This is a genomic window from uncultured Chitinibacter sp. (assembly GCF_945957625.1).
In the GTDB taxonomy this organism is placed as follows: Bacteria; Pseudomonadota; Gammaproteobacteria; order Burkholderiales; family Chitinibacteraceae; genus Chitinibacter; species Chitinibacter tainanensis.
The window spans coordinates 50,723-75,703 of sequence record NZ_CAMFLP010000006.1 but is presented as its reverse complement, the minus strand read 5'-3'; the positions used below and the strand labels follow the sequence as shown (position 1 = coordinate 75,703).

The following is a 24,981-nucleotide window of genomic DNA, read 5'->3' as shown; positions in this document are numbered from 1 at the left end:
TTTGCAGTCTTGTTAAATGAAAGTGCGGCTAGTCCGCACTTTTTTTTTGCTTAATTCTGGCCGTTGTGGCCGCTCACCGTGTAAAGGCGGAAATCATGCCCGTAGTGACTCTTCCAGATGGCTCGCAGCGCCAATTTGAATCTGCGGTAACTATTGCTGAAGTGGCGGCCAGTATTGGTGCCGGGCTGGCACGTGCCGCGCTGGCTGGTAAGGTTGATGGTCGCTTGGTGGATACCAGCTATCTGATCGAACAAGATGTACAGCTGGCCATCGTCACGGATAAAGATGCCGACGGCGTGGAAGTGATTCGCCACTCCACGGCCCACTTGTTGGCGTATGCGGTGAAACAGCTGTTTCCAACCGCCCAAGTTACGATTGGCCCCGTGATCGAGAATGGCTTTTACTACGATTTTTCGTATGAGCGCCCATTTACTCCCGAAGACCTGCAAGCGATTGAAAAGAAAATGCAGGAGCTGGCCAAGAAAGACATCCCCGTTGAGCGCTATGAGTTATCGCGTGATGAGGCGGTAGCTTACTTCAAAGGTATTGGTGAGCATTACAAGGCAGAGATCATTGAATCGATTCCGGCTGATCAGGTGCTGAGCCTGTACCGCGAGGGTGAATTTACTGATCTATGTCGCGGTCCGCACGTTCCTTCGACAGGCAAGTTGAAAGTCTTCAAGCTGATGAAAGTAGCAGGCGCCTACTGGCGCGGGGATAGCAAGAATGAAATGCTGACCCGTGTGTACGGCACGGCTTGGGCAAAAAAAGAAGATATGGAGCAATACCTCCATATGCTGGAAGAAGCCGAAAAACGCGATCACCGTAAAATTGGCAAACAGCTAGATTTGTTCCATATGCAAGACGAAGCCCCCGGGATGGTGTTCTGGCACCCGAAAGGCTGGACTTTGTGGCAAACCATTGAGCAATACATGCGCCGCAAGCTGGGGCAGCATGGCTATGAAGAAATCCGCACCCCCATGGTGATGGATCGTACTTTGTGGGAAAAATCTGGCCACTGGGAAAACTACCGCGAAGGCATGTTTACCACCGAGTCGGAAAAACGCGACTATGCCGTGAAACCGATGAATTGCCCGGGCCATATTCAAGTGTTTAACCAAGGCTTGCGCTCGTATCGCGATTTGCCGTTGCGTTACGCAGAGTTTGGCTCTTGCCACCGTAATGAGCCATCGGGCTCACTGCATGGCATTATGCGGGTGCGTGGTTTTGTGCAAGATGATGCGCATATCTTCTGTACTGAAGAGCAGGTGCAGGCTGAAGCCGCCAAATTCATCGATCTCTTGAAAGAAGTTTATGCTGACTTTGGTTTCGATGAGATTCTAGTCAAGCTATCGACTCGCCCAGAAAAACGAGTAGGTACCGAAGAAGCTTGGGATAAAGCCGAGGCAGCACTGGCAGCCGCGCTGCAATCCAAAGGCCTGGAGTTCGAATATCTGCCGGGTGAGGGCGCATTCTACGGCCCGAAAATTGAGTTCACTCTTAAAGACTGTCTGGGCCGCCTGTGGCAGTGCGGCACCTTGCAGATCGATCCGAACTTGCCAGAGCGCTTGGGTGCGGAATACGTCGGTGAAGATAATGCCAAGCATCGGCCAATTATGCTGCATCGCGCGGTACTGGGCTCGCTCGAGCGTTTTATTGGTATTTTGATTGAAAATCATGCCGGTGCATTCCCAACTTGGTTGGCGCCTGTGCAGCTGGTGGTGATGAATATCTCTGAATCTCAGCGTGAATATGCCCAACAAGTGACCGCCCGTCTTACACAAAGCGGCCTGCGGGCAATTGCTGACTTGAGAAATGAGAAAATAACCTATAAAATTCGCGAACATAGCTTGCAACGCCTTCCTTACCAACTAATCATTGGTGACAAAGAGCGCGATGCAGGGTTGGTGGCCGTGCGTAAACGCAATGGCGAAGACTTAGGGCAAATGACCGTGGAAGCGTTAATCGCGCTGATTCAGGCCGAGTTGCCACAAGCCTAAGCCATGCCGAGGCACGGTTTTGTTTTTGAATGACTTGGAGTAAAGACAATAGCTGCTCAGGACAAAGGCCCGCGGATCAATGGTGAGATCACCGCGCGCGAAATTCGTTTACAAGGTGTGGATGGCGAACAACTCGGTATTGTTACGCTGAATCAAGCGCTTCAAATGGCTGAAGAAGCGGACGTAGATCTGGTTGAGATCGCGCCAACTGCGCAGCCACCGGTGTGCCGATTGATGGATTACGGCAAATACCGTTACGAAGAGGCCAAGAAGAAGCACGCTGCCAAGCTCAAGCAAAAACAGGTTCAGGTCAAAGAGATCAAACTGCGTCCAGGTACTGACGAAAACGACTACCAAGTTAAATTGCGTAGCGCGATTCGTTTCCTGAACGATGGTGATAAGTGCAAATTCACGCTGCGTTTCCGCGGTCGTGAAATGGCTCACCAAGAACTCGGTATGGCCCAGCTGAAACGTGTTGAAGCCGACTTGCTGGAACTGGCGACCGTTGAGCAACATCCCAAGCTGGAAGGCCGGCAAATGGTGATGATGCTGGCACCGAAGAAAAAATAACGGACTGACGACTGTGTCTGTTAAGGAAAGGGCGTAAGCCCCGACCAACAGTCGTAACATAAGCGTGGTGGCAGGTATTAAGCACTGGGTAACCAGACGCCTGTCGCCTGATCTAACAGCTCATCGGAGCAATGCAATGCCTAAGATGAAAACCAAGAGCAGCGCAAAAAAGCGCTTCAAAGTGCTTGGCAGCGGTGGTGTTAAGCGCGGTCACGCGTTCAAACGCCACATCTTGACCAAGAAAACCACTAAAACCAAGCGTCAATTGCGCGGTACCTCTATGGTCGACGCGACCAATATGGGTCACGTTCGTGCAATGTTGCCTTACGCTTAACCAAGGAGAAGAACCATGCCTCGCGTTAAACGTGGTGTAACCGCACGTGCTCGTCACAAAAAAGTATTTGCCCTCGCTAAGGGTTTCCGTGGTCGTCGTAAGAACGTCTATCGCGTCGCCAAACAGGCGGTGATGAAAGCCGGTCAATACGCATACCGTGACCGTCGTCAGAAAAAACGTCAATTCCGTCAACTGTGGATCGCGCGTATCAACGCCGCTTCACGTGAGTGCGGTCTGGCGTACAGCCGCTTCATGAACGGCCTGAAAAAGGCTGGCATCGTGGTTGACCGTAAAGTGTTGGCTGACTTGGCTGTATTCGACAAACCAGCTTTTGCTGCTTTTGTTGAAAAAGCTAAAGCTAGTCTCGCTGCCTAATCGGTTCTGCTGATGAGAAGGGAGGCTTAGCCTCCCTTTTTTAATTCCCAGTGCCAGAGCCTGCGCTTACAATAGCGCTTTTCCTGCAGATTGCTGTGGCAACGCGGCTGCCTTTGTAGCCGTATTGCTTCAACAATTTCCATTCACCACCAAGATCGGGCGCAAAACCATGGTTGCGAACGTGCAAACGTTACTCGATGCCGGTCTGGCCGCTCTCGCAGCGACCAATGACCCGGTAGAGCTAGAAAATGTCAAAGCCCAATACATCGGTAAACAGGGCGAAATTTCCCAATTAATGAAGCAGCTGGCGAGCTTGTCCCCCGAAGAGAAGAAAACCTTCGGTGCGACAGTAAACCAAGCCAAGCAAGCTTTTGAAGCGGCTCTAACAGCCAAGCGTGATGCCATTGCCGCGCAAAAGCTGGCGGCGCAGCTCGCTGCCGAGGCGCTGGATATCACTCAACCCGGGCGGGGGCACGCCACAGGTGGCCTGCATCCGGTCACGCTGGTGCAGCAGCGGATTGAAACGCTGTTTGCCAGCATGGGCTTTGCCGTGGCGGATGGCCCGGAAATCGAAAACGATTTTCATAATTTTGAAGCGCTGAATATCCCGAAAAATCACCCTGCGCGGGCGATGCAGGATACGTTCTACGTCGAAAACGCTGGCGAGCCGCTCGTGTTGCGCACCCATACTTCGCCGATCCAGGTGCGCTACATGCTGGATAACCAGCCACCAATCAAAATCGTGGCGCCAGGTCGCGTATTCCGCGTTGATTCAGATGCCACTCACTCGCCGATGTTCCACCAAATGGAAGGCCTGTGGGTTGATGAAAATGTGTCGTTTGCAGATCTGAAATCGGTGATTGTCGACTTCCTGCGCCGCTTCTTTGAGCGTGATGATCTCGAAGTGCGTTTCCGTCCGTCTTTCTTCCCGTTTACCGAGCCATCGGCCGAAATCGACGTGAAATGGTCGAAAGGCTGGATGGAAGTGGGCGGCTGCGGCATGGTGCACCCCAACGTGCTGAAAAACGTAAATATCGATCCGGAAAAATACACCGGTTTCGCGTTTGGGATTGGCCTGGACCGCTTTGCGATGCTGTATTACGGCGTGAATGATCTGCGCTTGTTCTTCGAGAACGACCTGTCATTCCTGTCCCAATTCAAATGAGCCGTGCAAAATGAAATTCTCTGAACTGTGGTTACGCAGCTGGGTGAACCCAGCTATCAACTCGGATGAATTGTCGCACTTGCTGACAATGGCCGGGCTGGAAGTAGAAGAAAACGAGCCTGCCGCACCGGAATTTACCTCGGTGGTCATCGCCGAAGTGCTGTCGGTAACTAAGCATCCTGATGCCGATCGACTGAATGTGTGTTCGGTTAATGTTGGCGAAGCCGAGCCCTTGCAGATTGTCTGCGGTGCGCCCAATGTGGCTGCTGGTCTCAAAGTGCCGTGCGCCCGGGTGGGGGCAGTGCTGCCTGGTGACTTTAAAATCAAGCAAGCCAAAGTCCGTGGCATCGAATCATCGGGCATGTTGTGCTCAGGCGATGAGCTGGGTATGCCATCCGATGTGGATGGCTTGCTGATTTTACCGGCCGATGCGCCAGTGGGTACTCCTTTGCGCGATTATCTGACGCTGGATGATCGCCTGATGACCCTCAAGCTCACGCCTAATCGTTGCGATTGCTTGTCAATCCGCGGCCTGGCCCGCGAAGTGGCGGCGCTAACCAAAGCGCCTCTGCACGCGGTCGATACGCCGGCGGTGGCGGTAACGAGCACGCTACAGCGCCAAGTGAAACTCGACGCGGGTGATGCCTGCCCCCGGTATGCTGGCCGAGTCATTGCTGGCGTTAATCAAGCGGCGCATACCCCTGATTGGATGAAGCAGCGCCTCGAGCGTTGCGGTGTGCGTCCGATTTCTGCGATTGTCGACGTCACCAACTATGTGCTGCTCGAGCTTGGGCAGCCGATGCATGCCTTTGATCTGGCCAAGCTGGAAGGCGACATTCAGGTGCGCTTCGCCAAAGCGGGCGAGCAGATCAAGCTGCTGAACGACAAAGAATTGGCTCTCACCGACGATCTCTTGGTGATCGCCGATGAGGTAAAACCCGTGGCCTTGGCCGGGATTATGGGTGGTGCGGACTCGAGCGTCGAAGCCGGTTGTACCGATATCTTCCTTGAGTCGGCCTTCTTTGCGCCCAATGTGATCGCCGGTAAAGGCCGTCGCTTTGGTTTCTCGTCGGATTCGAGCCATCGCTTTGAGCGTGGCGTGGATTTTGGCTATGTGCGGGAAGCGCTGGAGCGCGCCACGGCCTTGATTATTGATATTTGCGGTGGCGCTGCCGGCCCGATTACCGAGGCCTTGGCAGAATTGCCAGCGCGCCCAGCTGTGGCCTTGCGCGTATCCCGCGTGGCCAAAGTTCTGGGCGTCCAGCTACCAGCGGCGGAAATCTTAGATTTGTTGCTGGGGCTGGGCCTGCGTAGCAGCTTGGCGGGCGATGTGATCACCGTAACGCCACCATCGTATCGCTTTGATATCGAAATCGAAGAAGACCTGATCGAAGAAGTAGCACGGGTTTACGGTTACGATCGCATTCCGGTGGCAGCCTCCAACGCCAAAATGGCGATGTTGCCGCAAGCAGGGCATCTGCGCAGCAAGCACAGCCTGAAGCACATTCTGGCGGGCCGTAGCTACCAAGAAGCGATCAATTACGCCTTTGTTGAAGCGCAGTGGGAAGCCGATTTTGCCGCCAATGCCGCGCCGATCAAGTTGATTAACCCCATCGCCAGCCAGATGAGCGTGATGCGCTCAACGCTGCTGGGGGGGCTGATTGCCGGCCTGCAACACAATATCAATCGCAAGCAAGACCGCGTACGCCTGTTTGAGCTGGCCCGCGTGTTTAATGGCCTGACCGCCGACACTCAACCGGAAAAAATCGCCGCCCTGGCATGGGGCGGGCGCTTTGCCGAGCAGTGGGGCGCGGGCAAAGAGCGGGTTGATTTCTTTGACGTAAAAGCCGACGTGGAAGCGCTGCTGGCGCCGCGGGTGGCCGAATTCCGCCGCGCCAATCATCCCGCCCTGCACCCAGGCCGCAGTGCCGAAGTGGTGCTGAATGGGCAGGTGATCGGGGTGTTGGGCGAATTGCATCCACAGTGGGTGCAGCAATACAGCCTGGTGCATGCGCCGGTGGTGTTTGAGCTGGATGTGGCCGCGCTCACACAAGTCGATAAATTAAAAGCCAGCGCAGTGTCTAAATTCCAGCCCGTGCGCCGTGATTTGGCCCTGCTGATGGATGAAGCCGTAACGGTGGCGGAGCTGAAAGCGGCTTTTGCCAGCGCCAAGCAAGCCATCGTGGCGGAAGTGGAAGTCTTTGACGTCTATCGCGGCAAAGGCTTGCCAGAAGGGAAAAAGAGCCTTGCATTCAAAGTCTTATTGCAAGATACTCACAAAACTTTAACTGATGAAGAAGTCGATGCTGCCATGACAGCATTGCTGAAGAAGGCAGAGAAATGCGGCGCGATCTTGAGAACATAATGCAATACGAAGCCCCTACCCTCACGCTGACCAAGGCCGATCTGGCCGATATGCTGTTTGACAAAGTAGGTTTGAACAAACGGGAAGCCAAAGACATGGTCGAGGCTTTTTTCGATGAAATCCGCAATGCCCTCGCGGAAGGTGATTCGGTGAAATTGTCGGGTTTTGGCAATTTCCAGCTGCGTGAAAAACCGCAGCGCCCGGGTCGCAATCCAAAAACCGGGGAAGAGATTCCGATTTCAGCCCGTCGCGTGGTGACCTTCCACGCCAGCCAGAAACTCAAAGGAATGGTTGAAGTTCACTATGCAAAACTCCAGCAGCGTTATTCCAACCAGTGATTTGCCGCCGATTCCTGCCAAACGCTACTTCACCATCGGTGAAGTCAGCGATTTGTGCGGGGTGAAGCCGCATGTACTGCGCTACTGGGAGCAGGAGTTTACCCAGCTTAAGCCGGTGAAACGGCGCGGCAACCGCCGCTATTACCAGCATCATGAAGTCTTGCTGGTGCGGCGGATTCGTTCGCTGCTGTATGAGCAGGGCTTTACCATCAGCGGGGCACGGAATCAGCTGGGCACTTTACTCAGCGAGGCCGACCACGCGGGCAATGGCGAGATTTCACTCACTGAAATCCGCCACGAAATCGAAGACCTGCTGGCCTGGCTGGAAGATTAAACGGCCAGCTTAGCTCAGAGGCCAATGCCGCGGCATTGGCCTTTTTCTTGGCCGAACCACCCGCGTAAGCAGGTAAAATAACGGCAACCTACACGCAGAGAACAGCATGCGGCAGATTTTTCTCGATACTGAAACCACCGGTTTGCGGGTGGAAGATGGCAACCGGATTCTAGAAATCGCAGCGGTTGAAATGATCGATCGCAAGCTCTCGCCCGCCGAGCGGCATTTGCATCGCTATATCAACCCGGAACGCGATTCAGAAGAGGGCGCGCTGAATGTTCACGGCTTAAGCACCGAATTTTTGCGCGATAAGCCCAAATTCGAGCAAATCGTCGATGAATTTCTGGCGTTTGTTACCGATGCCGAGCTGATTATTCATAACGCCCCGTTTGACGTGGGCTACCTGAATATGGAGCTGGGCCGCTTGGGGCGCGGCAAGATTCAAGATTACGTCGCCAAGATTACCGACACGCTGGCCATGGCCAAAGACTTGTGGCCTGGTAAGCGTAATAGCCTTGATGCCCTTTGTGATCGCTACGAAGTCGATCGCTCGGGGCGGACTTTGCACGGCGCGCTGATCGACTGCGAGCTCTTGGCCGAAGTGTATATGGCGATGACCCGCGGGCAAGATAGCCTGCTGATCGACTTTGCCCCCAGTGTGGAAGAAGCCGCCAGCAACGCTGCCCGCCGCAGCGCCCGCGCGCCACTCAAATTGGCCAGCGTTAGCGCCGAAGATCTGGCCGCCCATCAGGCCTATTTGGCTGAACTCGATAAAATCGTCAAAGGTGATTGCCTGTGGCGTACCTATGATCCGCTGCCGCCTGCGAGCGACGCAGGTGAGGCGGCCTAAATGAGCGTTTGCATGAATACCACCGAACTCAAAGCCGCCGCGCAGCAAGCGTGGGAAGACGACGATCTGGCCCAAGCCGAGCAGCATTTTCTGGCGGCGCTGGCCATCGACGAGCAGGACGCTGGCTCGCACTATGAACTGGCCCTGCTGTATAAAAACATGGAGCCCAGTAATTGGGCCAAAGCCCAGCAGCACAACGCCCGTGCGCTGGCGCTGAACCCCAGCGACGAAGCCGCCGCCTGGAATCTCGGCCTCGCCGCCACCGCCAACCGCGATTGGGCCACTGCCGCCGCCGCCTGGACCGCCTTTGGCGAGCCCGCCACGGCCGAACAACTGGCGCAAGCGCAGCCCGGTGCGGAAATCGCCATTCGTATCCGGCTGGATAAACAGCAAGAAGTCATCTTCGGCCATCGCCTCGACCCTGCCCGTGCGCTGGTTACCGGTATTCCGCTGCCCGATCTGGGCATCGGTCATGGCGATATCCTGTTGCTCGATGCCGTACCGCGCGGTGCGCGAGAGAAAAACGGCATTAGCTATCCGGTGTATGAAGTGCTTGAACGTTGGCAAGCAGGTACCCCTGCCACGTATGTGCTGGAAGCCGAAGTGCCTGATGAAGCTGCACAAGATACCCTCTTTAAGCTCGCGGCTGAGCATCAGTTGCCCGTGGCCGATTTTGATTTCAATGTCGCCAGCGAAGCCCCGAAATGGCTGGTGGTGCGCCAATACGGCGTCGCCGCCGATGAAGATCAGCCTGTGGCCGATCTGATCGCAGCATGGCTCACCGCGCGAAGCGATGTGATTATTCGCGATGTGTATGTGGCGTATCCGGAAGAGTAAAACCGAGGCTACGCAGGCCGGATTTGGTGTTTGCCAAATTTGGCCTATTCAAGCTCCGCCACAGCCGCATGCCTAGATTGACTGCGGGTCTTCGGTGTTAGGGAGCTTTGCTTTAGCCTACTCGCTCGCCTAGGCGGGCTCAATTGACAAATGTGTTGCCATCCACGATGAAAAAGATTGCCCTGGTGCCCGCCGCCGGTAGCGGCAGCCGCATGGCCAGTGCCACGCCGAAACAATACCTCGACCTACTCGGCCAGCCGTTGATCGCACACACGTTGCGTGCCTTGCTTTGTGCGGCGCAGATTGATCAGGTGGTGGTGGTGATTTCCGCTGAGGATGAGTGGTGGGATAGCTATGATTGGGCGGCTTTGCTCGGCAGCTTTGAGCGCCTGCAGGTGTTGCGCGTTGGTGGCGCGAGCCGCGCTGAATCGGTGATGAATGGCTTAGCAGCAATCGATGCTGCTGATGAGAGCTGGGTGCTGGTGCACGATGCTGCGCGGCCTTGTCTAACCAGCGCGCAGGTGGATGGCATGATTACCCAGCTAGAGTATGATCCGGTAGGCGGCATCCTGGCTGTACCAGTGGCCGATACCCTGAAGATCGCCGCAGCCGAGCAGCGCATTGCACGTACCACACCACGCGATGGCCTGTGGCAAGCGCAAACCCCACAGATGTTCCGGCACGGTGAATTACTGGCCGCGCTGCAAGACGCTTTGCCCAATCACGTGGCGGAGATCACCGACGAAGCCAGCGCCCTCGAGCGCCTTGGTAAATCACCCAAGCTGATTATGGGCAGCCCGTGGAATTTGAAAGTGACTTATCCGCAGGATTTACATTTGGCTGAATTGTTGTTGCTGCGGGAAAAATGATGGGCTGGCAAGCCGTGTGTGCCAGCGATTCACTATCACCCGATTTCACTTTTACTGTGATCTATATCGGTACATTCGGCATGATGTTGGCGCTTTTGCTTGCTTATTTATGCGGCAAAGATCACGACGGCACTCAGACTGTAGTGCGATTTCGATTGGCTGCATGGCTAAAAATGGGTGTGTTTGCGCTGCTATTGGGTTTGGGCTCTGCTTGGTTGATGCACCGGCATACGTTTTGCGAATGGCAAATCGATACGCAGCAATTAAAGTTGAGGCTGCCATATGTGACGGATCGCAGCCTCCGCCGCGATGAAGTAAGTGAGATTCGCTTGGCTTTTCCACATAAGCACAGCTGTGGGATTGCGATCTACACTGCCGAAGCACGTTTCGCTAGCGGCGATATTCGCTGCACGGAGGCAAAAATACTAACGGAGCAATTACAGCGATGGCAACAAACTGGAAAGTGGGTGCTACCCCCTTGAATGGCTATTTTCTTGGGATGAATCTGGCATTGCTAAGCAAGTCTTTCATCCCTCACGAGCCTTTGTTTCCGTTTTATCCGCTTGGCCTGATTTGGCTGCTGTATTTAGGTGTGATCGTGTTTGTGGCTTGGCAGGTCATCGGAAAGCCCAGTATCAAGACGTTGTTTTCGGTGTTGACTGCTTTACTGGGATTGCAGATTTGCTTCTTGCTGATTGAAGCGGGGGTGCAATATACACGTGGAACCCAGTATTACTGGCGCTCATTCTCTGATTTGGTGATGTTTATTTTGCTGTGGTTATGGTTAAACCGGCACCGTCAGCAGTCTATTGCTTGTGCAGACTCATCCGGGCAAATTCAAAATAAGGATATTTAAAATGACTTTACCCTTCCGTATCGGCCAAGGCTGGGATGTGCACCGTATGGTGCTGGAGCGCCCGTTAATACTGGGTGGTGTGCATATACCCTATGAAAAAGGCCTGCTTGGCCATTCGGATGCCGATGCGTTATTGCACGCGATTACCGATGCGGTGCTGGGGGGCGCGGGCTTGGGCGATATTGGCCGGCATTTTCCTGATACCGCGCTGGAGTTCAAAGGCGCAGATAGCCGCGTCTTGCTGCGCGAGGCAGTGCGCCGGGTGCACGAGGCCGGCTGGCAAGTGGGAAATGTGGATGCCTCTATCCTGATTCAGCAGCCGAAAATGGCGCCGCATATCCCGGCCATGGTGGCGAATATTGCCGCTGATTTGGGGGTCGAGGCCGCTTGCGTAAATGTAAAAGCCAAAACCTACGAAAAGCTGGGCCCAGTCGGGCAGGGCGAGGCGGTTGAGGCTCAGGCGGTGGCCTTACTATTGCCCATAGTGCCCTAAGCCACAGACTTTGGGGCAAATAAAAAGCCCGGTTATGCCGGGCTTTGCGTGCGGGGATTTAACCGCGTTGCTTGCGTCGTGCCATCGCTAAGCTAAGTAGGCCAAGCCCCATCAGTGCATAAGTTTCAGGTTCTGGCACCGGAGCTACGCCTTGTAATTGCACTGCGTCAATTTCTTCCCAGGCATTCAGATTGTGGTTGGTATTGACATGAATTTTCAGTGCATGGGTCAGAAAGCTGGTTGCTTGCCAGCTGGTACGAAAATCGACTACCTGACCGGGTTGACTAGTGTCGATACCCTGCCAAACGGTATGCAATTTGCCCTGGGCATCTAGGGCGTCAATTTGCGTTACGAAACCGTTACCATAGGTCTCCCTGATCAGGGCGCCGACAGAGTGCACGGGATTTGCAAAGGCAAGGGTAATAAACTCCATGCCGTTGTTTTTGTTAAGGGTTGCCCAAGCCGTGCCGATATCGCCATAGCTATTGGTATTGGGCGCACCTAGTGCCTGGGCAGCCGACCAGTTATTGGTGCCGTACTGCGAGCTGAAGCCAACTACTTGTGTGGCCCATTGTTCTACAACGGTGGCTTGAGCTGGGCTACTGATTAGCAAGGTGGCTGCGATAGCGCTCAACAGTGGTTTGATCATATGCAAATCTCGAATTCGATGACAGAAATGCGCAGAGCATATGACAAATATTACATTTTGAGCAAGACTTTTTTGGGGTGGGTGTAACTGTGGTCATAGTTCGACCATGACACCCAAAACAAACGCCCGAGGCAAGCTCGGGCGCAAGTGGGTGTTGATCTTGTTGTTATGGGGAATGCGCGCTTCCTTCTGGCTTAAAAGCGGTGGTTCAGACGAAGGCCCACTTCGGTACGGTCGCCATCCTGATTGTCGGCATTGTGGCGATACACAGCGTTAAAGCGCACGCGGGTGTATTTATCCATTTTGCGGCTGTAGCCGAGTTCCAGATCCGTTTCGGTGGCGGGCGATTGCAGATCGACCGCATAGCGTTGATGGCTGATCGCGCCGGTTTCCATGTCCACAATCGGTAGTTGCAGATTCATTTGCCCTGACAGCACGCGTAGCGGCTGGCTAACGGCAAAGCCCAGCGCATCGTGCTCGTGCAGCAGCGCTTGCTGATACCAGCCCAGGCTCCAGCCGGCCGTGGTGGTTTGGCTATCGCCGACTAGCCCTTGGCCGGCGCTACGGGTGTTACCCAGATTAAATTGCGCCATCAGCTGGCTTTTCACGCTCAGCGGCAATAGGCCGGTGACGGTGGTGTAGAGCGTGCTGCTGCGATCAAAATCCAGCGCGCCTGTTTGTGTGCCGCTGGCACCAAGCAGGCTGCCTTGCTCGATCAATTGCCCCACGCCGAGTTTAATTTCACCGGCGCCGAGTTTCTGGCTAAATTCGGCGGCCCAGCCGTTTTGTTGCAGCTGATTGCGCAGTGGCTGATTCGGGTCGGCGGCCAGATCGGTGCTATTGAGCAAAGCAAAGCGGATTTGCTGATTAGCATTGAATTGGTAACCCAAGCCCATATAGCTCAGCGCTTGTTCATTCAGATTAAAGTAGGGGTTGCTAAAGCGGGTGGTGAGCGGCAGCTCGCCCAGCTCGGCGCCGATGCCCATGAAATGCTCGATCATGCCTTGGTTACCGGTAGCGATGGTGGTGCGGTCATCCAGCTTGTGAATCAGGTTGTAGCTACCCACCACGGTATTTCCTTCGCGCTCGGTCAGGCTGTATTGCAGCCGGGTATTGGGCGTGCGCTGTTCCAGCATGCCGAGCTGGCGATCCATCTGACTAAACATCTCGTTTAAGCCGCCGCTGTTGCGCTGGCTGGTGAGGCTGCCCATATCGTAGCTGTAGGCGCGACCAAAATCGTCGGTGGCGGTGAGCGCTACGCCACCAAAGGCTTTGCTTTGCACCAGTTTATTGGTACTCAGGGCCAGCGGAGCCAATGCATAATAGCCGGCGTTGTACACGGCGACTTTCGGTGCGCCAACAGGTTGCAAAGCGCGCTCTGCGTTCACCAAGCCCCATCCATATACCACATCGGGAGTGCCGGCGGCTGAGGTGCCGAGTTTATCGGCGGTTTTGAAGATAATGCTTGCGACTTGGTTGGCGCTCAGATACATCCAGCGGCTATAGATATCGGCCGCCAAGCCAGTCACCACCGGGGCAGCCATCGACGTGCCCGACATATAGGCATAGCGGTTGGCTGTGTAGGTGGAGGCGATATTCACCCCCGGCGCCACGACATAAAAGTAACGGGTGTCGCCCGCGCGATTGGAAAAACTGGCGATTTTATTATTGCTATCGACCGCGCCAACCACAATCATTTGCCCTTTGGCCCAGGCTTCTTTGGCGTAGCGGGCCGGCCACTCGGGGTTGGCGAGGCCGCTGTTGCCAGCCGCGACGACCACGAGTTTACCGGCGTTCACAACTTGTTGGATTCCGCTAGCGCCAAAAGGCCCTGGTGCACCTAGGCTAAGGTTCAGTACTTTGGCCGATGATTTGGCCGCAAAATTCATCCCAGCATTAAAGCTGGCTTCGCTGCCCGAGCCGGCGGCATTGAGCACTTTAATCGGGATCAGTTTTACATCGGGCGCGCCACCTACCACCATGCTGCCGTCGGCAGCCGCTCCAATAATGCCGGCCACATGGGTGCCATGGCCATGATCATCCATGGCGGTGCGGGTAGGGGCGAAGGCGTTATAGCCGGCCAGTAGCCGCCCACGAAATTCCACATGATTGAGATCGATGCCGGTATCCACGACCGCCACATTCACGCCAGCCCCGCGCGCGCCCATCAGATAGGCGGCGTTGAGCTTAATTTTGGATTGCCACCAGTTGTAACTGTTGCGCAGTTCGCTGGGCAGGGTTTTGTTGCTTGAGATATCCTGAATCTGCACATCCAGTTCGGGCAGATTTTCTTCGGCGTGGGCAAAGCCGGTGCAGAGGATGAGGAGCAATAGAGGGCGGCGCAGAACGGGCATGGGATCGACTCCTGTGCAGTGCGTTTTCAATATTAGCGATTGCTAATCTATGCCTGCATTATGCCAATGGCAAATGCTTCCTGACAGCCGGTCTTTCTTTCTTACAGGTTCAGCAGCAGGTAGTTTTAGCCTGTGCTAATGCGAGACAGGTTTGTATTAAATTGGGGTATATCGATGAATGTATTATTAAAAATAGCCTTAGCGGCAATACTTGTGCTGGGTATGTTGTTGGCGCAGGCGCAAAGCCTGCTGACCTACCCGCCACGTCATCAGTTGGCCACCGATCTGGCGCCGCAGTTGCAAGCCGTGCTGCCACAGGCCACCGTGCGGGCGTTTAATGGCCAGCTGATTATCAGCGCGCCGGATGAAGCCACGCTAACGCAGGCGCGGCAATTGCTGCAGGCACTTGATCAGCGCAGCAAAATGCTGCGCATCAGCGTGCGCCAGAGCGAGCTGAGCGCCACCCGGCAATGGCAGGTGGGGGTGGATGGCGTCTTGCGCTGGCCGGGCGAGAGCGAGCTGAGCGTGAATGCCAATGCCGAACAAAACCGCCAGCAGCGCAATCTGGCGCAAACCCTCAGTGTGCTCGAGGGCGGTGAGGCGATGATTAGCCTGGGGCTGCAGCGCTTTATCCCGCAGCTGACTTTTCGCTATCGCCCCGGCTATCAGGTGCAAAGCTATGGCGGGCAATGGCAAAGCGTAGATAACGGCTTTTATGCGCAAGCGCAAACGCTGGGCGAGCGGGTGCGGGTGCGTTTGCACCCATATAGCGCGACCATCGGCCGCGATGGCGTGGTACAACAGCAGCAAGCCTATAGCGAGGTGGAAGGGCGTTTGGGCGAATGGCTGCCGGTGGGGGAAACCCGGCAGGAGGCCAGCTCCGACCGGCGGCGGATTAATGGCGTCGATCAGCAGGAAACCCAGGCTAGCTACGTAATCTGGCTGAAGGTCGAAGTCGCCAGCGCGAATTAATGGCGGGCCAGAAAATCGAGCACGGCGGCTTCCTGCACGGCGTAAAACGGGTTATGCCGCAGCCGCAAGAGCTGATTGCCATGCACTTTGAGTACGCCGCGCTCACCCTGTAACAGCTGTACCAGATATTGCCCACTTTGCAGCTGCGCCGCATCGGGTATCCCGACCACCGGATCATTCGGCGCAAAAGGCAGCGCCACATGCGAGAGGGCATACAGCTGCGCGGGCCAGCTGACATTTAGCGGTGTGCGGCTCACCGGCCCCGCACCCTGCCGGCTTTCCCGCCACAGCTGCTGCGCGGTGGGGGCGCTGCGATTGCTGATTAACACGCGCAGGTAGGGCTTGGCGCTGGGGTGGTCAAACCAATTGAGCGCCCATTGCGCGCGGGGCAGATTCAGCAAGGGCTGAAACGGCTGATAACGGTTGAGATCATAAACCCACAGCTGATGCGGCCCGGCGGGCAGCCGTTCAAACAAAATACTGGCCACGGGCGCCGCCAGCACGGTGTCATCCACGCTCGTCAGATACGCCTGTGTGGGGGGCCAGCCTTGTAAATCTTGCCCCGCCAGCCCACTTTGCACCCGGCGGGTGAGCTCATCAATCTGCACGGCGGCGTTAAATGGAAACGAGTTGTACTTGTAGGGGTCGTATTCGGGCGCCAGCTCGCTCCAGGCAGCGGCGCCAATGCCACTTAGTGGGGCCAGCAGGCGGGTATATTTGGCGTAGCCCGCGCTTTGCGTGACCGCAAGTGCGGGAGAGATTAAGGTCAGGCTGGCGATGGGGGGCAGCGCTTCGCCAGCCAGTCGCGCCAGCTGATACTCGCAGCCCAGCGTGGCGCCAGTGGAATAGCCGATGTAATCAATCCGGCTATGCCGCCTTGCCAGATCGCGCATGGCCAAGCGCACTGCTGCGGCGGCATCTTGCCAGCGCAAGCGAGTCAGCGCCCCGGGTACGGTGCCATGCCCGGGCAGGCGCAGCCCCACCACGGTATACCCGCGCGCCTGCAGGCTCAGCCCCAGCGCGCGCAAGCTAAACGGTGAATCGGATAAACCATGCACCAGCAAGGCCGCCGGCCCGCCGGGGCGGCCGGGTAAGATAAAGGTGCGATTCCAGTTGTGCTGATAATCCAGCGGATTACTGATGCTGCCGCGCACATAGCGGCTAATGGCGCCCGGCTGCGGTGCTAGCTCGGCATACTGGCGGATTTCGGCTAGTAGCTGGTGTTCTTGTTGCTGATACTCGGCCAGGGTATCAATGGCAGAGTCTTGTTTATATTCGTGTTCTGGCACATACGTATGCCAAGGCTGCAAATCCGGCAGCTGATACAGCCACCAGCCCAGCCCGCCTAGCAAAGGCAGGCAAATACCGAGGGCGAGATAAGTCAAACGCAGAAACAGGGCGCGACGCAGCATGACAGGGCCGAGGCAAAGAAAAAACGCATCATACGATAGCCTTGCGCTAGCCGACAGCTGCGCCGTAGTCGCGGCGCGCAACTGCCACAGCGCCAGCGTTGGCTTGGCTTATTGAGTGCGCGCTGAGTGCGCAGGGATTAATCCGCTAGCGGCCATGGCGTGCCAGTGAGGCTATGCAGGCTGGCGCGACCCGCTTCCCAGCGTAAATAGCCGCCTGCGCCGGCATGCCAGTCGGGCAATACCCAGCGAGTGCCTGCGGGGTATGTGTGTCGGGCCGGCTTATGGGTGTGGCCGTGGATCATTACCCGGGTGGTGTATGCCTGTAGGGCGGCCGTAATCGCGGCCGGGTTGACATCCATGATGTCGGCGCTTTTCACCCGATTCATCTGCTGTGAGCGGGCACGTAGTTTGGCCGCCTGCTGATCACGCCAGCGCCGCGGCGTATGCAGCCACAGCCATTGCACCAGCCGGTTGCGTGCCAAGCGGCGATAGCGTTGGTAGGCGACATCGTCAGTACAATAGGCGTCGCCGTGCGCAAGCAAAATACGCTCGCCATCCAGCTCAATCAGGGTCGGATCGGGCAATATCTGGGCGCCACTGGCTGCGGCAAAGCGCGGCCCAGGCAGAAAATCGCGATTGCCGGGCATGAAATACACCGCCACGCCGTGTGCAACCAAAGCCCGCAAATCGGCGGCAATTGCCGCATCAAATGGATCGCTGAGCTGATCGTCCCCCAGCCAGTATTCAAACAGATCGCCCAAGATATACAGCGCTGCAGCCTGCGTCGCGGTGGTGCGCAAAAAGGTTTGCCAAGCCCCAACGGTGGCTGGGTCGGCGGGGCTGAGGTGTAGATCGGAGATAAACAGCGTGGGGCGGGTCATGGCGGTGGGCAATGAAAAAGCGCGGCGAACCGCGCATCGCTTCAGATTGATGACAAGCCCCACTCGTAACCAACCTCACTCGCGAAGCGAGGCTCCCCTCAAGGAGGGGACGGGAGGGGTGGGAAAAGAACATCAAGGCTGCAGATTAAGGGCCTTATTTCCTCGGCTCGGCTTTGCCGAGACGTGAAGGCGATTGTTCTTTCACTTTGTCCGCAGCCTGAAGCGCGGCGAACCGCGCTTGGATCAGGCTAGGTGAGCTTAAGCCAGCACTTCGGCTTTCAGGATCACCACATCTTCTTTAGGTACATCTTGGTGGAAGCCATTGCTGCCGGTTTTCACTTTTTCGATCGCATCCACGATGTCTTGGCCTTCGGTCACCACGCCAAACACGGCATAGCCCCAGCCTTGGGCGGTTTTGCTGCGGAAATTCAGAAAATCGTTGTCAGCGGCATTGATAAAGAATTGCGCAGTGGCTGAATGCGGATCTGGAGTGCGCGCCATGGCGATGGTGTAGATCTCGTTTTTCAGGCCGTTGTCGGCTTCGTTTTGAATGCTGGCGCGTTTGTCTTTTTTCTCTTTCATGCCTGGCTCAAAACCGCCGCCTTGAATCATGAAACCTTCGATCACGCGATGAAAAATGGTGCCATCGTAGTGGCCGTCAGTCACGTAATGCAGGAAGTTTTCGACGGTGATTGGCGCTTTTTCTGCGTTCAGCTCCAGTACGATGTCACCTTTGCTGGTCGTCAGTTTTACTTTGCTCATCAGATTACTCCTTGGTCGATGTCGAACCGCGATGCGGCTGGATGTTGCTTTGGTTTTATTTGGCTTTGCTCGCCTTGCTGGTGGCTTTTTCGGCTTTGGCTGGTAATTCGCGGGCGCTGCTCACTACGATGTTTTCCACCGGCTGATCTCCCGGTTTGGTCGGCGCTTTGGCAATCTGATCTACGACATCCATGCCGCTCACCACTTTGCCAAATACGGTGTAGCCCCATTTGTCAAAAGAAGGATAGTTCAGATTATCGTTGTCGTTCAGATTGATATAAAACTGGCTGGTAGCCGAATGCGGGTTGGCGGTGCGGGCCATGGCCAAGGTGCCACGATCATTTTTCAGGCCTTTTTCCAGCGCCTGTTTGGCTTCGTTTTCGACTGGCTGCTTGGTAGGTTTTTGCTCCATCTCGGCGGTATAGCCGCCGCCTTGCACCACAAAACCATTAATCACGCGGTGAAAAATCGTGCCGTCGTAGTGTTTGCTTTTTACATATTGCAGAAAATTCGCCACCGATTTCGGTGCGGCTTCCGGGTACAGTTCCAGCACAATTTTGCCCTTGCTGGTATTGAGTTCAACTTGAGGGTTGGCGGCAGCAGCGGTCAGGCTGCAGAGGGCCAGCGTAGCGGCAAGCACAAAACGTTTCATCAGAAATCCTGCAAAACTGGGTGAATGGGCGGGAAATAATCAAACAATCATACCACGAGGGCGGTGTAGAATTGTCGGGAACAAGGAGCATGTGTGATGTTGAAATTGCCTACCGTTGACCAATTGATTGGTGAATTCGATACCGTTTTGCGCACTTTAGCGGCCCCTGCCAGCAGTGTGCGCCCGCATCCCGATCAGGGCTTGCCCGAGGCCGAGCTGAGCGCCGAGGAAAAGCGCCATGCCGCCGGCCTGATGCGGGTGAATCATTGTGGCGAAGTTTGCGCGCAGGCCTTGTATCAGGGCCAGGCGCTCACCGCCCGTAGTGATACGGCACGTGAAGCCCTGCGGGAAGCCGCGCATGAAGAAGTCGAGCATCTAGCCTGGACTCGCCAGCGGCTGGATGAGCTGGGTAGCCACCGTAGCCTGCTCAATCCCTTGTGGTATGCCGGCTCGTTTGCCATGGGCGTCACCGCCGGGGTGATTGGCGATAAGTGGAATTTAGGCTTTCTGGCCGAAACCGAGCGGCAAGTCACTGCGCATTTGCGCAGCCACTTAGCGCAGCTGCCCGAGCAAGACGCTAAAAGCCGCGCGATTGTGACGCAGATGGCGATTGATGAGACCAGCCATGCTGAGCAGGCCGTCGCGCTGGGCGCTGCCGAGCTGCCACTGCCGGTGGCCACCTTGATGACCGCCACCTCGAAAGTAATGACCACCCTGTCGTACCGCATTTAAAGGCGGCCGCCGGTGCCGGCGGCGGATTTGCGCTAGATCAGAAAGCGGCCAAAAAGCGGCATGCCAGGTGAATTTTTGGCAGCCGCGGGCCAGTAGAACGCGATATAAACGAGCTATGGTTTTTTCTGGTAGGTGAACGCGATGTCGAATATGCTGGCCCCAAGCGGGATTGTGGATTACGTCGAGCACAGTGCGCTCGATAAAGTGGCGCTGCCGCAAGCGCGTCTGTGGGTAATGGCGATTATCGGCGGGATGTTTATCTCGCTGGGTGGCCTTTTGGCGCTGGTGGTGGCGGGGGGCTCGCCCGGGCTGGCGGCCAGCAACCCAGGCTTGCAAAAATTTGTGTTCGGGGCCGTGTTTCCGATGGGCTTCATCGCCGTCGTGCTCACCGGCGTAGATCTATTTACTTCCAATTGCGCCACCCAGATGGTGCCCCTGCAGCGCGCGCGCATTGATCTGGCCACCGTGGCTCGCGTGTGGAGTGTGTCGTATCTAGGTAATTTTGTCGGCGCCTTGCTCACCGCTTGGGCCTTTGCCTATATGACCGGTATTTTCAAGCCGGGCGAGCCGGCCACCAATTTCTTGCTGAATGTCGCGCATCACAAGCTGGAAAACCCATTTATCACCACTTTTTTTAAAGGCATGCTGGCCAATATTCTGGTCTGTGTGGCGGCTTGGCAGGCTTATTCGGCCAAAGATACGCTGGGGCGGATGATGGCCATCTGGCTGCCGGTGATGGCTTTTGTTGCACTGGGCATGGAGCACAGTATTGCCAATATGTTCTTTATACCGGCGGCGATGCTGATGGGGCTGGATGCCAGCTTTGGCGATTTTCTGCTGCACAATCTCTTGCCGGCCACGCTGGGTAATATTGTGGGTGGCGCGCTGGTGATCGGGCTGCCTTATGCATGGATTTACCAGCCTAGCGGCGATCAGCATTAATTGCTAGGGGTATGGCGCTGTAGGCGTTGATGGGTAAGTCTGCTGGCGCCATACATGTATGGGTATTCTTGGTGTGGACGCTTGGGGGGTGAGTTGCTCGGGTGCGAGCAGGCCCGGATAGCCATGCGCACAGTCATCGCCGGGACTAATGCAAAAAGAGCTCGAATAGAAATAACAAAGGCCGCGTTTGCGGCCTTTGTGCTTTTAGTGCGCCGAAGTGCTCGCTGGTGCTGGCGCTTTAGTCGGCTTCCCGCACTTCAAAATCATGGGTGATCGGCACCACTTGGCCTAGCATAATCGAGGCCGAGCAGTATTTTTCGGCCGAGAGCTTGATTGCGCGCTCTACTTGCTCGGGTTTGAGCCCTTTGCCGGTTACGATAAAGTGCAGATGAATCTTGGTAAATACTTTGGGATCGGTGCTGGCGCGATCGGCATCCACTTCCACCACGCAGTCGCGCACATCGGCCCGGCCTTTTTTCAGGATGTGGATCACATCGTAGGTTGAGCAGCCGGTCATCCCCATTAGCAGCATTTCCATCGGGCGTGGGCCCAGATTGCGGCCGCCGCCTTCGGGCGGGCCATCCATCAGAACCGCATGGCCGGATTCCGATTGTGCAAGAAAGCTGACTTCTTCAACCCATTTCACGCGTACTTTCACGGTGCATTCCTTTCATGTCGAATTGGCGGCAGAGGGAGATTATTCTACCGGCAAATGCCCGCTTTGGCTTGTGGGCTGCGGCTTGCCAACTTTTGGTGCAGCCGTCTATCGCGTTGCACCAAATTTGCTTGCCTTACGTGGAAATGTCAGACATAATCGACCGTGACATCAGGCCTGCTTGGTGTCGTCTCCTCCATCCTCCATTTTTGGTGGACTTCGCGCAATCTGGGGTAACCGGGTTGCGTTTTTTTTTGTATGACCTCCGTATTAATTATGCGCCGGCCTGCAAAATAGTTTTGACAGCGGGTGGCGACGTTCGCTACAATCGCCGACTTTCATTGAAATCAAAAACGTGGACTAGCAGTCATGAAAACCTTTTCTGCCAAGCCGCACGAGGTTAAGCGCGAGTGGTTCGTTGTGGACGCCACAGACTTAGTGCTGGGCCGTCTCGCCGCCGAGATCGCCAAACGCCTGCGTGGCAAACATAAAGCTGAATACACTCCGCACGTCGATACAGGCGATTACATCGTTGTGGTTAACGCAGACAAGATCCGCGTTACTGGCGATAAACTTACCTCTAAGAAATACTACCGCCACACTGGTCACCCAGGCGGTATCTATGAGCGTACCTTCACCGAAATGCAAAACAAATTCCCAGGCCGTGCGCTGGAGTTTGCTGTTAAAGGTATGCTGCCGAAAGGCCCGCTGGGCTATGCAATGATCAAGAAGATGAAGGTTTATGCTGGCAGCGAGCATCCGCACGCAGCCCAAGAGCCTAAGACCCTTGCTCTGTAAGCTACTGCGAACTTAAAGGAATTGCATCATGGTAGGTAAATACAATTACGGTACCGGCCGTCGCAAGAGCTCAGTAGCTCGCGTATTTCTGGTTAAAGGTACTGGCAATATCGTAGTAAACGGTAAAGGTCTGGATCAATACTTCGCCCGTGAAACTGGCCGTATGATCGTTCGTCAGCCACTGGAACTCACTAACAACCTCGAATCGTTCGACATCATGGTCAACGTAGTCGGCGGTGGTGAGTCTGGTCAAGCTGGTGCCGTTCGTCACGGTATCACTCGCGCTCTGATCGACTTTGACGCTGCTCTGAAGCCAACGCTGAAATCAGCTGGCCTCGTGACTCGTGACGCTCGTGAAGTTGAGCGTAAAAAAGTGGGTCTGCGCGGTGCACGTCGTCGCAAACAGTTCTCAAAACGTTAATTCGTTTTTCGAGCTGCCAAGAAAGCCATCCTCAGGGGTGGCTTTTTTTACGTCCAAACCGGGCTGGCTGATGGGCACAATCTGCGCCGCTATGGCCAAAACACTGTGCTGGAATGGCGGTTTTGCTTTAATATCGCGCTGATATTCTCAGGGGGAAGTGAACATGATCAAAGTAGGGATTGTTGGCGGCACTGGCTATACCGGCGTTGAATTACTGCGTCTGCTGTCTCGCCATCCACAGGTCGAATTAGTGGCCGTAACCTCGCGCAAAGAAGCCGGCATGAAAGTGGCGGAGATGTATCCAAGCCTGCGCGGGCGCGTGGATATTGCTTTCTCTACCCCTGAAGATGCACAGCTTACCCAATGTGACGTGGTGTTTTTCGCTACCCCGCATGGCGTGGCGATGGCGCAGGCGCGGGAACTCCTCGAAGCTGGCGTGAAAGTCATCGACTTGGCGGCCGATTTCCGCCTCAAAGATCCGGTTGAGTTTGCCAAATGGTATGCGATGGAGCATAGCTGCACCGATTTGCTCGCCGAAGCCGTGTATGGTTTGCCCGAAGTTAATCGCGAGGCGATCAAAGCGGCGCGGCTGATCGGGATGGCCGGTTGCTACCCAACGTCAGTGCAGCTTGGTTTGTTGCCCTTGCTTGAAAATGGCGCCCAATTGATCGAAACCAGCGGCATTATTGCTGATTGCAAATCGGGTGTGTCCGGTGCCGGCCGCAAAGCCGAAGTCGGTACACTCTTTGCCGAAGCCGGCGATAATTTCAAAGCCTATGGCGTGAAAGGCCATCGCCATTCACCAGAAATCATGCAAGGTTTGTCGGCCATTCACGGCGCGCCGGTGGAGCTGACTTTTGTGCCGCACCTCACGCCAATGATTCGCGGCATTCACTCTACGATTTATGCGCGCTTGACCGAAGCTGGCAAAGCCGCCGATATCCAGACATTATTTGAAACGCGTTTTGCTGGCGAGCCCTTTGTCGATGTGATGCCGGCTGGTTCTTGCCCCGAAACCCGTTCGGTACGCGGCAGCAATACCGCCCGTATCGCCGTGCATCGCCCAGGCAATGGCGACTTATTGGTGATCTTGGTGGTGGAAGACAATCTGGTTAAAGGTGCTTCGGGTCAGGCGGTGCAGGTGATGAATCTGATGTTTGGCCAGCCGGAAGCTGCCGGCCTAGATATCGTGCCATTGCTGCCTTAATCCATCCGCATGCCACTAAAGCGTTTATATCGCTTGCAACGGGCGCGGCTAACCGCTGCGCCACTGTCTTTGCGCCCGCAAGCCAGTTGGCGTATGCGCTGTCTGCGTGGGGTATTGCTCGCTAGCCTAGGTGCCGCCTTGTGTGTGGGCGGATACCTCTATGGGCAACGGCAATTGCAGCAGCAAATGGCCGCGCAAAGCAGTAGCCAGCAGGCACGTGGTCAGCAAGCCCAACAGCAGATTGCCTCTTTGCTGAACGAAAAAGTCTTGCAAGCCCAGCAACTCACTATTGTGCTGGCTGAGCGCGATGCCTTGCTGGCTGCGCAAAAACAGCAACAACAAGAACTCTCCGCCACCCGAGAAACGCTGTCGTTTTTCGAATCGTTATTGCAAAGCAATGATCGCTCGCGGTTAGCGAGTTTTGTTGCCTGCGAATTGCAGCCGCTGGAAGCAGGCAAATATCGCTACCGGCTGTTGCTGGTGCAGGGCATGAATCGCACCGATGAATTGCTCGGGCGTTTGCAGGTGAATCTGCAATACCAGCACGAAGGCAAAAAAGGCCGCATCAGCCAAGGGCAAAGCAGCCCGATCAAGGTGCAAGCCAAGCATTACGCCAAACTGGAAGGTGAGCTAGAGCCGCCAGAAGGCGCCAGCAATCTACTGCTGGACGTCCAATTTTTTGGCGAACAGGGCAATCAGGTGCAAGCCAGTTGCCAGAAGAAAATCTGAGGAGAAGCCGTGTTTAGCAAGAAAAAAGGCAGTACCAAGATTGATAGCCTGATTGGTCAGGGCACCAGCCTGACTGGCGATGTGCAATTTGCCGGTGGCTTGCGGGTGGATGGCGTGATTGTGGGCAATGTCAGCATGGCCGATGCCAAGCAAGGCACGCTGGTGGTGAGTGAAAAAGCACGCATTGAAGGCAAGGTGCAATGCAGCCATCTGATTCTGAATGGCGAGATTCGCGGCCCGATTGAAGTGAGCCAGTATGTTGAGCTGCAATCGAAATCGCGCATTGTCGGTGATCTGGCGTATAAAACGCTGGAAATGCATCCCGGCGCAGTCATCGAGGGCCATCTGGTGCATGTGCATAACGGCAAGCGCGAAGAAGTGTCGCCAGAGGATGTGCCACGGGTTGAGCCCAGCAAATCCTGACCAGCG

The 24,981-nt window shown here is 55.7% G+C and carries 29 protein-coding genes; 22 read left to right on the top strand and 7 right to left on the bottom strand.

Annotation, left to right across the window (positions count from 1 at the left end):
• The first annotated feature begins 95 nt into the window (after nt 1-95).
• From thrS to ispF, 14 genes are all read left to right on the top strand, one after another.
• On the top strand, nt 96-2,000 hold the full coding sequence (gene thrS / locus QV747_RS08990; RefSeq protein WP_273430976.1) for a threonine--tRNA ligase: 1,905 nt from the start codon (nt 96-98) through the stop codon (nt 1,998-2,000).
• Between the two features lie 48 nt (nt 2,001-2,048).
• Complete coding sequence (gene infC, locus QV747_RS08985) at nt 2,049-2,570, top strand: translation initiation factor IF-3 (protein ID WP_081986554.1); 522 nt, start codon at nt 2,049-2,051, stop codon at nt 2,568-2,570.
• Nucleotides 2,571-2,706: 136 nt separating this feature from the next.
• Complete coding sequence (gene rpmI, locus QV747_RS08980; protein WP_028449167.1) at nt 2,707-2,904, top strand: 50S ribosomal protein L35; 198 nt, start codon at nt 2,707-2,709, stop codon at nt 2,902-2,904.
• A gap of 15 nt (nt 2,905-2,919) precedes the next feature.
• Nucleotides 2,920-3,279 carry a 50S ribosomal protein L20 gene (rplT, locus tag QV747_RS08975; protein WP_028449168.1) on the top strand — a complete coding sequence of 120 codons (360 nt, stop codon included), beginning with the start codon at nt 2,920-2,922 and terminating at the stop codon, nt 3,277-3,279.
• 169 nt (nt 3,280-3,448) lie between these two features.
• Nucleotides 3,449-4,444 carry a phenylalanine--tRNA ligase subunit alpha gene (pheS, locus tag QV747_RS08970; protein WP_028449169.1) on the top strand — a complete coding sequence of 332 codons (996 nt, stop codon included), beginning with the start codon at nt 3,449-3,451 and terminating at the stop codon, nt 4,442-4,444.
• Between the two features lie 10 nt (nt 4,445-4,454).
• Entirely contained in the window at nt 4,455-6,809 is a 2,355-nt protein-coding gene (gene pheT, locus QV747_RS08965; RefSeq protein WP_273430974.1) for a phenylalanine--tRNA ligase subunit beta, read from the top strand.
• The gene (locus QV747_RS08960) at nt 6,809-7,147 is read left to right on the top strand and encodes an integration host factor subunit alpha (protein WP_034618993.1); all 339 of its coding nucleotides are present in this window, start codon (nt 6,809-6,811) and stop codon (nt 7,145-7,147) included. The genes pheT and QV747_RS08960 overlap by 1 nt, the downstream gene beginning before the upstream one ends.
• Nucleotides 7,113-7,481 (top strand): MerR family transcriptional regulator, encoded by a 369-nt coding sequence (locus QV747_RS08955; protein WP_051258748.1) that lies wholly within the window; start codon nt 7,113-7,115, stop codon nt 7,479-7,481. The genes QV747_RS08960 and QV747_RS08955 overlap by 35 nt, the downstream gene beginning before the upstream one ends.
• Before the next feature lie 106 nt (nt 7,482-7,587).
• Nucleotides 7,588-8,331 carry a DNA polymerase III subunit epsilon gene (gene dnaQ, locus QV747_RS08950; RefSeq protein WP_273430971.1) on the top strand — a complete coding sequence of 248 codons (744 nt, stop codon included), beginning with the start codon at nt 7,588-7,590 and terminating at the stop codon, nt 8,329-8,331.
• 12 nt (nt 8,332-8,343) lie between these two features.
• Nucleotides 8,344-9,168, top strand: coding sequence for a type IV pilus biogenesis/stability protein PilW (locus QV747_RS08945; protein ID WP_273430969.1), 825 nt, complete (start codon nt 8,344-8,346; stop codon nt 9,166-9,168).
• A 167-nt stretch (nt 9,169-9,335) separates the two neighbouring features.
• A complete protein-coding gene (ispD, locus tag QV747_RS08940) occupies nt 9,336-10,037 on the top strand; it encodes a 2-C-methyl-D-erythritol 4-phosphate cytidylyltransferase (RefSeq protein ID WP_273430967.1) in 702 nt (233 codons plus the stop codon).
• The gene (locus QV747_RS08935; RefSeq protein WP_273430965.1) at nt 10,037-10,519 is read left to right on the top strand and encodes a hypothetical protein; all 483 of its coding nucleotides are present in this window, start codon (nt 10,037-10,039) and stop codon (nt 10,517-10,519) included. The genes ispD and QV747_RS08935 overlap by 1 nt, the downstream gene beginning before the upstream one ends.
• Nucleotides 10,483-10,893 carry a hypothetical protein gene (locus tag QV747_RS08930; RefSeq protein ID WP_273430963.1) on the top strand — a complete coding sequence of 137 codons (411 nt, stop codon included), beginning with the start codon at nt 10,483-10,485 and terminating at the stop codon, nt 10,891-10,893. The genes QV747_RS08935 and QV747_RS08930 overlap by 37 nt, the downstream gene beginning before the upstream one ends.
• Before the next feature lies 1 nt (nt 10,894).
• On the top strand, nt 10,895-11,386 hold the full coding sequence (gene ispF / locus QV747_RS08925; RefSeq protein ID WP_273430961.1) for a 2-C-methyl-D-erythritol 2,4-cyclodiphosphate synthase: 492 nt from the start codon (nt 10,895-10,897) through the stop codon (nt 11,384-11,386).
• Nucleotides 11,387-11,444: 58 nt separating this feature from the next.
• Here ispF and QV747_RS08920 read toward each other — a convergent pair whose 3' ends face one another.
• Nucleotides 11,445-12,035 (bottom strand): PEP-CTERM sorting domain-containing protein, encoded by a 591-nt coding sequence (locus QV747_RS08920; RefSeq protein WP_273430959.1) that lies wholly within the window; start codon nt 12,033-12,035, stop codon nt 11,445-11,447.
• A 194-nt stretch (nt 12,036-12,229) separates the two neighbouring features.
• Nucleotides 12,230-14,389, bottom strand: coding sequence for a S8 family serine peptidase (locus QV747_RS08915; protein ID WP_273430957.1), 2,160 nt, complete (start codon nt 14,387-14,389; stop codon nt 12,230-12,232).
• Between the two features lie 174 nt (nt 14,390-14,563).
• Here QV747_RS08915 and QV747_RS08910 point away from each other — a divergent pair, with 174 nt between their 5' ends.
• Complete coding sequence (locus tag QV747_RS08910; RefSeq protein WP_273430954.1) at nt 14,564-15,361, top strand: hypothetical protein; 798 nt, start codon at nt 14,564-14,566, stop codon at nt 15,359-15,361.
• Here the strand turns inward: QV747_RS08910 and QV747_RS08905 are convergent.
• From QV747_RS08905 to QV747_RS08890, 4 genes are all read right to left on the bottom strand, one after another.
• Nucleotides 15,358-16,773: a carboxylesterase gene (locus QV747_RS08905; protein WP_273430952.1), complete on the bottom strand. Its 1,416-nt coding sequence runs from the start codon at nt 16,771-16,773 to the stop codon at nt 15,358-15,360. The genes QV747_RS08910 and QV747_RS08905 overlap by 4 nt on opposite strands.
• A 137-nt stretch (nt 16,774-16,910) precedes the next feature.
• Nucleotides 16,911-17,654 (bottom strand): UDP-2,3-diacylglucosamine diphosphatase, encoded by a 744-nt coding sequence (locus QV747_RS08900; RefSeq protein ID WP_273430949.1) that lies wholly within the window; start codon nt 17,652-17,654, stop codon nt 16,911-16,913.
• A 258-nt stretch (nt 17,655-17,912) separates the two neighbouring features.
• Nucleotides 17,913-18,416: a peptidylprolyl isomerase gene (locus QV747_RS08895; RefSeq protein ID WP_028449182.1), complete on the bottom strand. Its 504-nt coding sequence runs from the start codon at nt 18,414-18,416 to the stop codon at nt 17,913-17,915.
• A 55-nt stretch (nt 18,417-18,471) separates the two neighbouring features.
• On the bottom strand, nt 18,472-19,068 hold the full coding sequence (locus QV747_RS08890) for a peptidylprolyl isomerase (RefSeq protein ID WP_273430946.1): 597 nt from the start codon (nt 19,066-19,068) through the stop codon (nt 18,472-18,474).
• Between the two features lie 96 nt (nt 19,069-19,164).
• Between QV747_RS08890 and coq7 the strand changes: the two genes are divergently transcribed.
• Both coq7 and QV747_RS08880 read left to right on the top strand, forming a co-directional pair.
• Nucleotides 19,165-19,800, top strand: coding sequence for a 2-polyprenyl-3-methyl-6-methoxy-1,4-benzoquinone monooxygenase (coq7, locus tag QV747_RS08885; protein WP_028449184.1), 636 nt, complete (start codon nt 19,165-19,167; stop codon nt 19,798-19,800).
• A gap of 141 nt (nt 19,801-19,941) precedes the next feature.
• On the top strand, nt 19,942-20,742 hold the full coding sequence (locus QV747_RS08880) for a formate/nitrite transporter family protein (protein WP_028449185.1): 801 nt from the start codon (nt 19,942-19,944) through the stop codon (nt 20,740-20,742).
• Nucleotides 20,743-20,980: 238 nt separating this feature from the next.
• On the opposite strand, the gene QV747_RS08875 is transcribed toward QV747_RS08880, so the two are convergent.
• Nucleotides 20,981-21,400, bottom strand: a complete 420-nt coding sequence (locus QV747_RS08875; protein ID WP_028449186.1) for an OsmC family protein — start codon at nt 21,398-21,400, stop codon at nt 20,981-20,983.
• A 366-nt stretch (nt 21,401-21,766) separates the two neighbouring features.
• On the opposite strand from QV747_RS08875, the gene rplM reads away from it, so the two are divergent.
• From rplM to QV747_RS08850, 5 genes are all read left to right on the top strand, one after another.
• On the top strand, nt 21,767-22,195 hold the full coding sequence (rplM, locus tag QV747_RS08870) for a 50S ribosomal protein L13 (protein WP_028449187.1): 429 nt from the start codon (nt 21,767-21,769) through the stop codon (nt 22,193-22,195).
• A 28-nt stretch (nt 22,196-22,223) separates the two neighbouring features.
• Complete coding sequence (gene rpsI / locus QV747_RS08865) at nt 22,224-22,616, top strand: 30S ribosomal protein S9 (protein WP_028449188.1); 393 nt, start codon at nt 22,224-22,226, stop codon at nt 22,614-22,616.
• A gap of 163 nt (nt 22,617-22,779) precedes the next feature.
• The gene (argC, locus tag QV747_RS08860; RefSeq protein ID WP_273430942.1) at nt 22,780-23,823 is read left to right on the top strand and encodes an N-acetyl-gamma-glutamyl-phosphate reductase; all 1,044 of its coding nucleotides are present in this window, start codon (nt 22,780-22,782) and stop codon (nt 23,821-23,823) included.
• Nucleotides 23,824-23,832: 9 nt separating this feature from the next.
• A complete protein-coding gene (locus QV747_RS08855) occupies nt 23,833-24,552 on the top strand; it encodes a DUF6776 family protein (RefSeq protein WP_273430940.1) in 720 nt (239 codons plus the stop codon).
• A gap of 9 nt (nt 24,553-24,561) precedes the next feature.
• A complete protein-coding gene (locus QV747_RS08850; RefSeq protein ID WP_034618997.1) occupies nt 24,562-24,975 on the top strand; it encodes a polymer-forming cytoskeletal protein in 414 nt (137 codons plus the stop codon).
• Nucleotides 24,976-24,981: the final 6 nt, after the last annotated feature.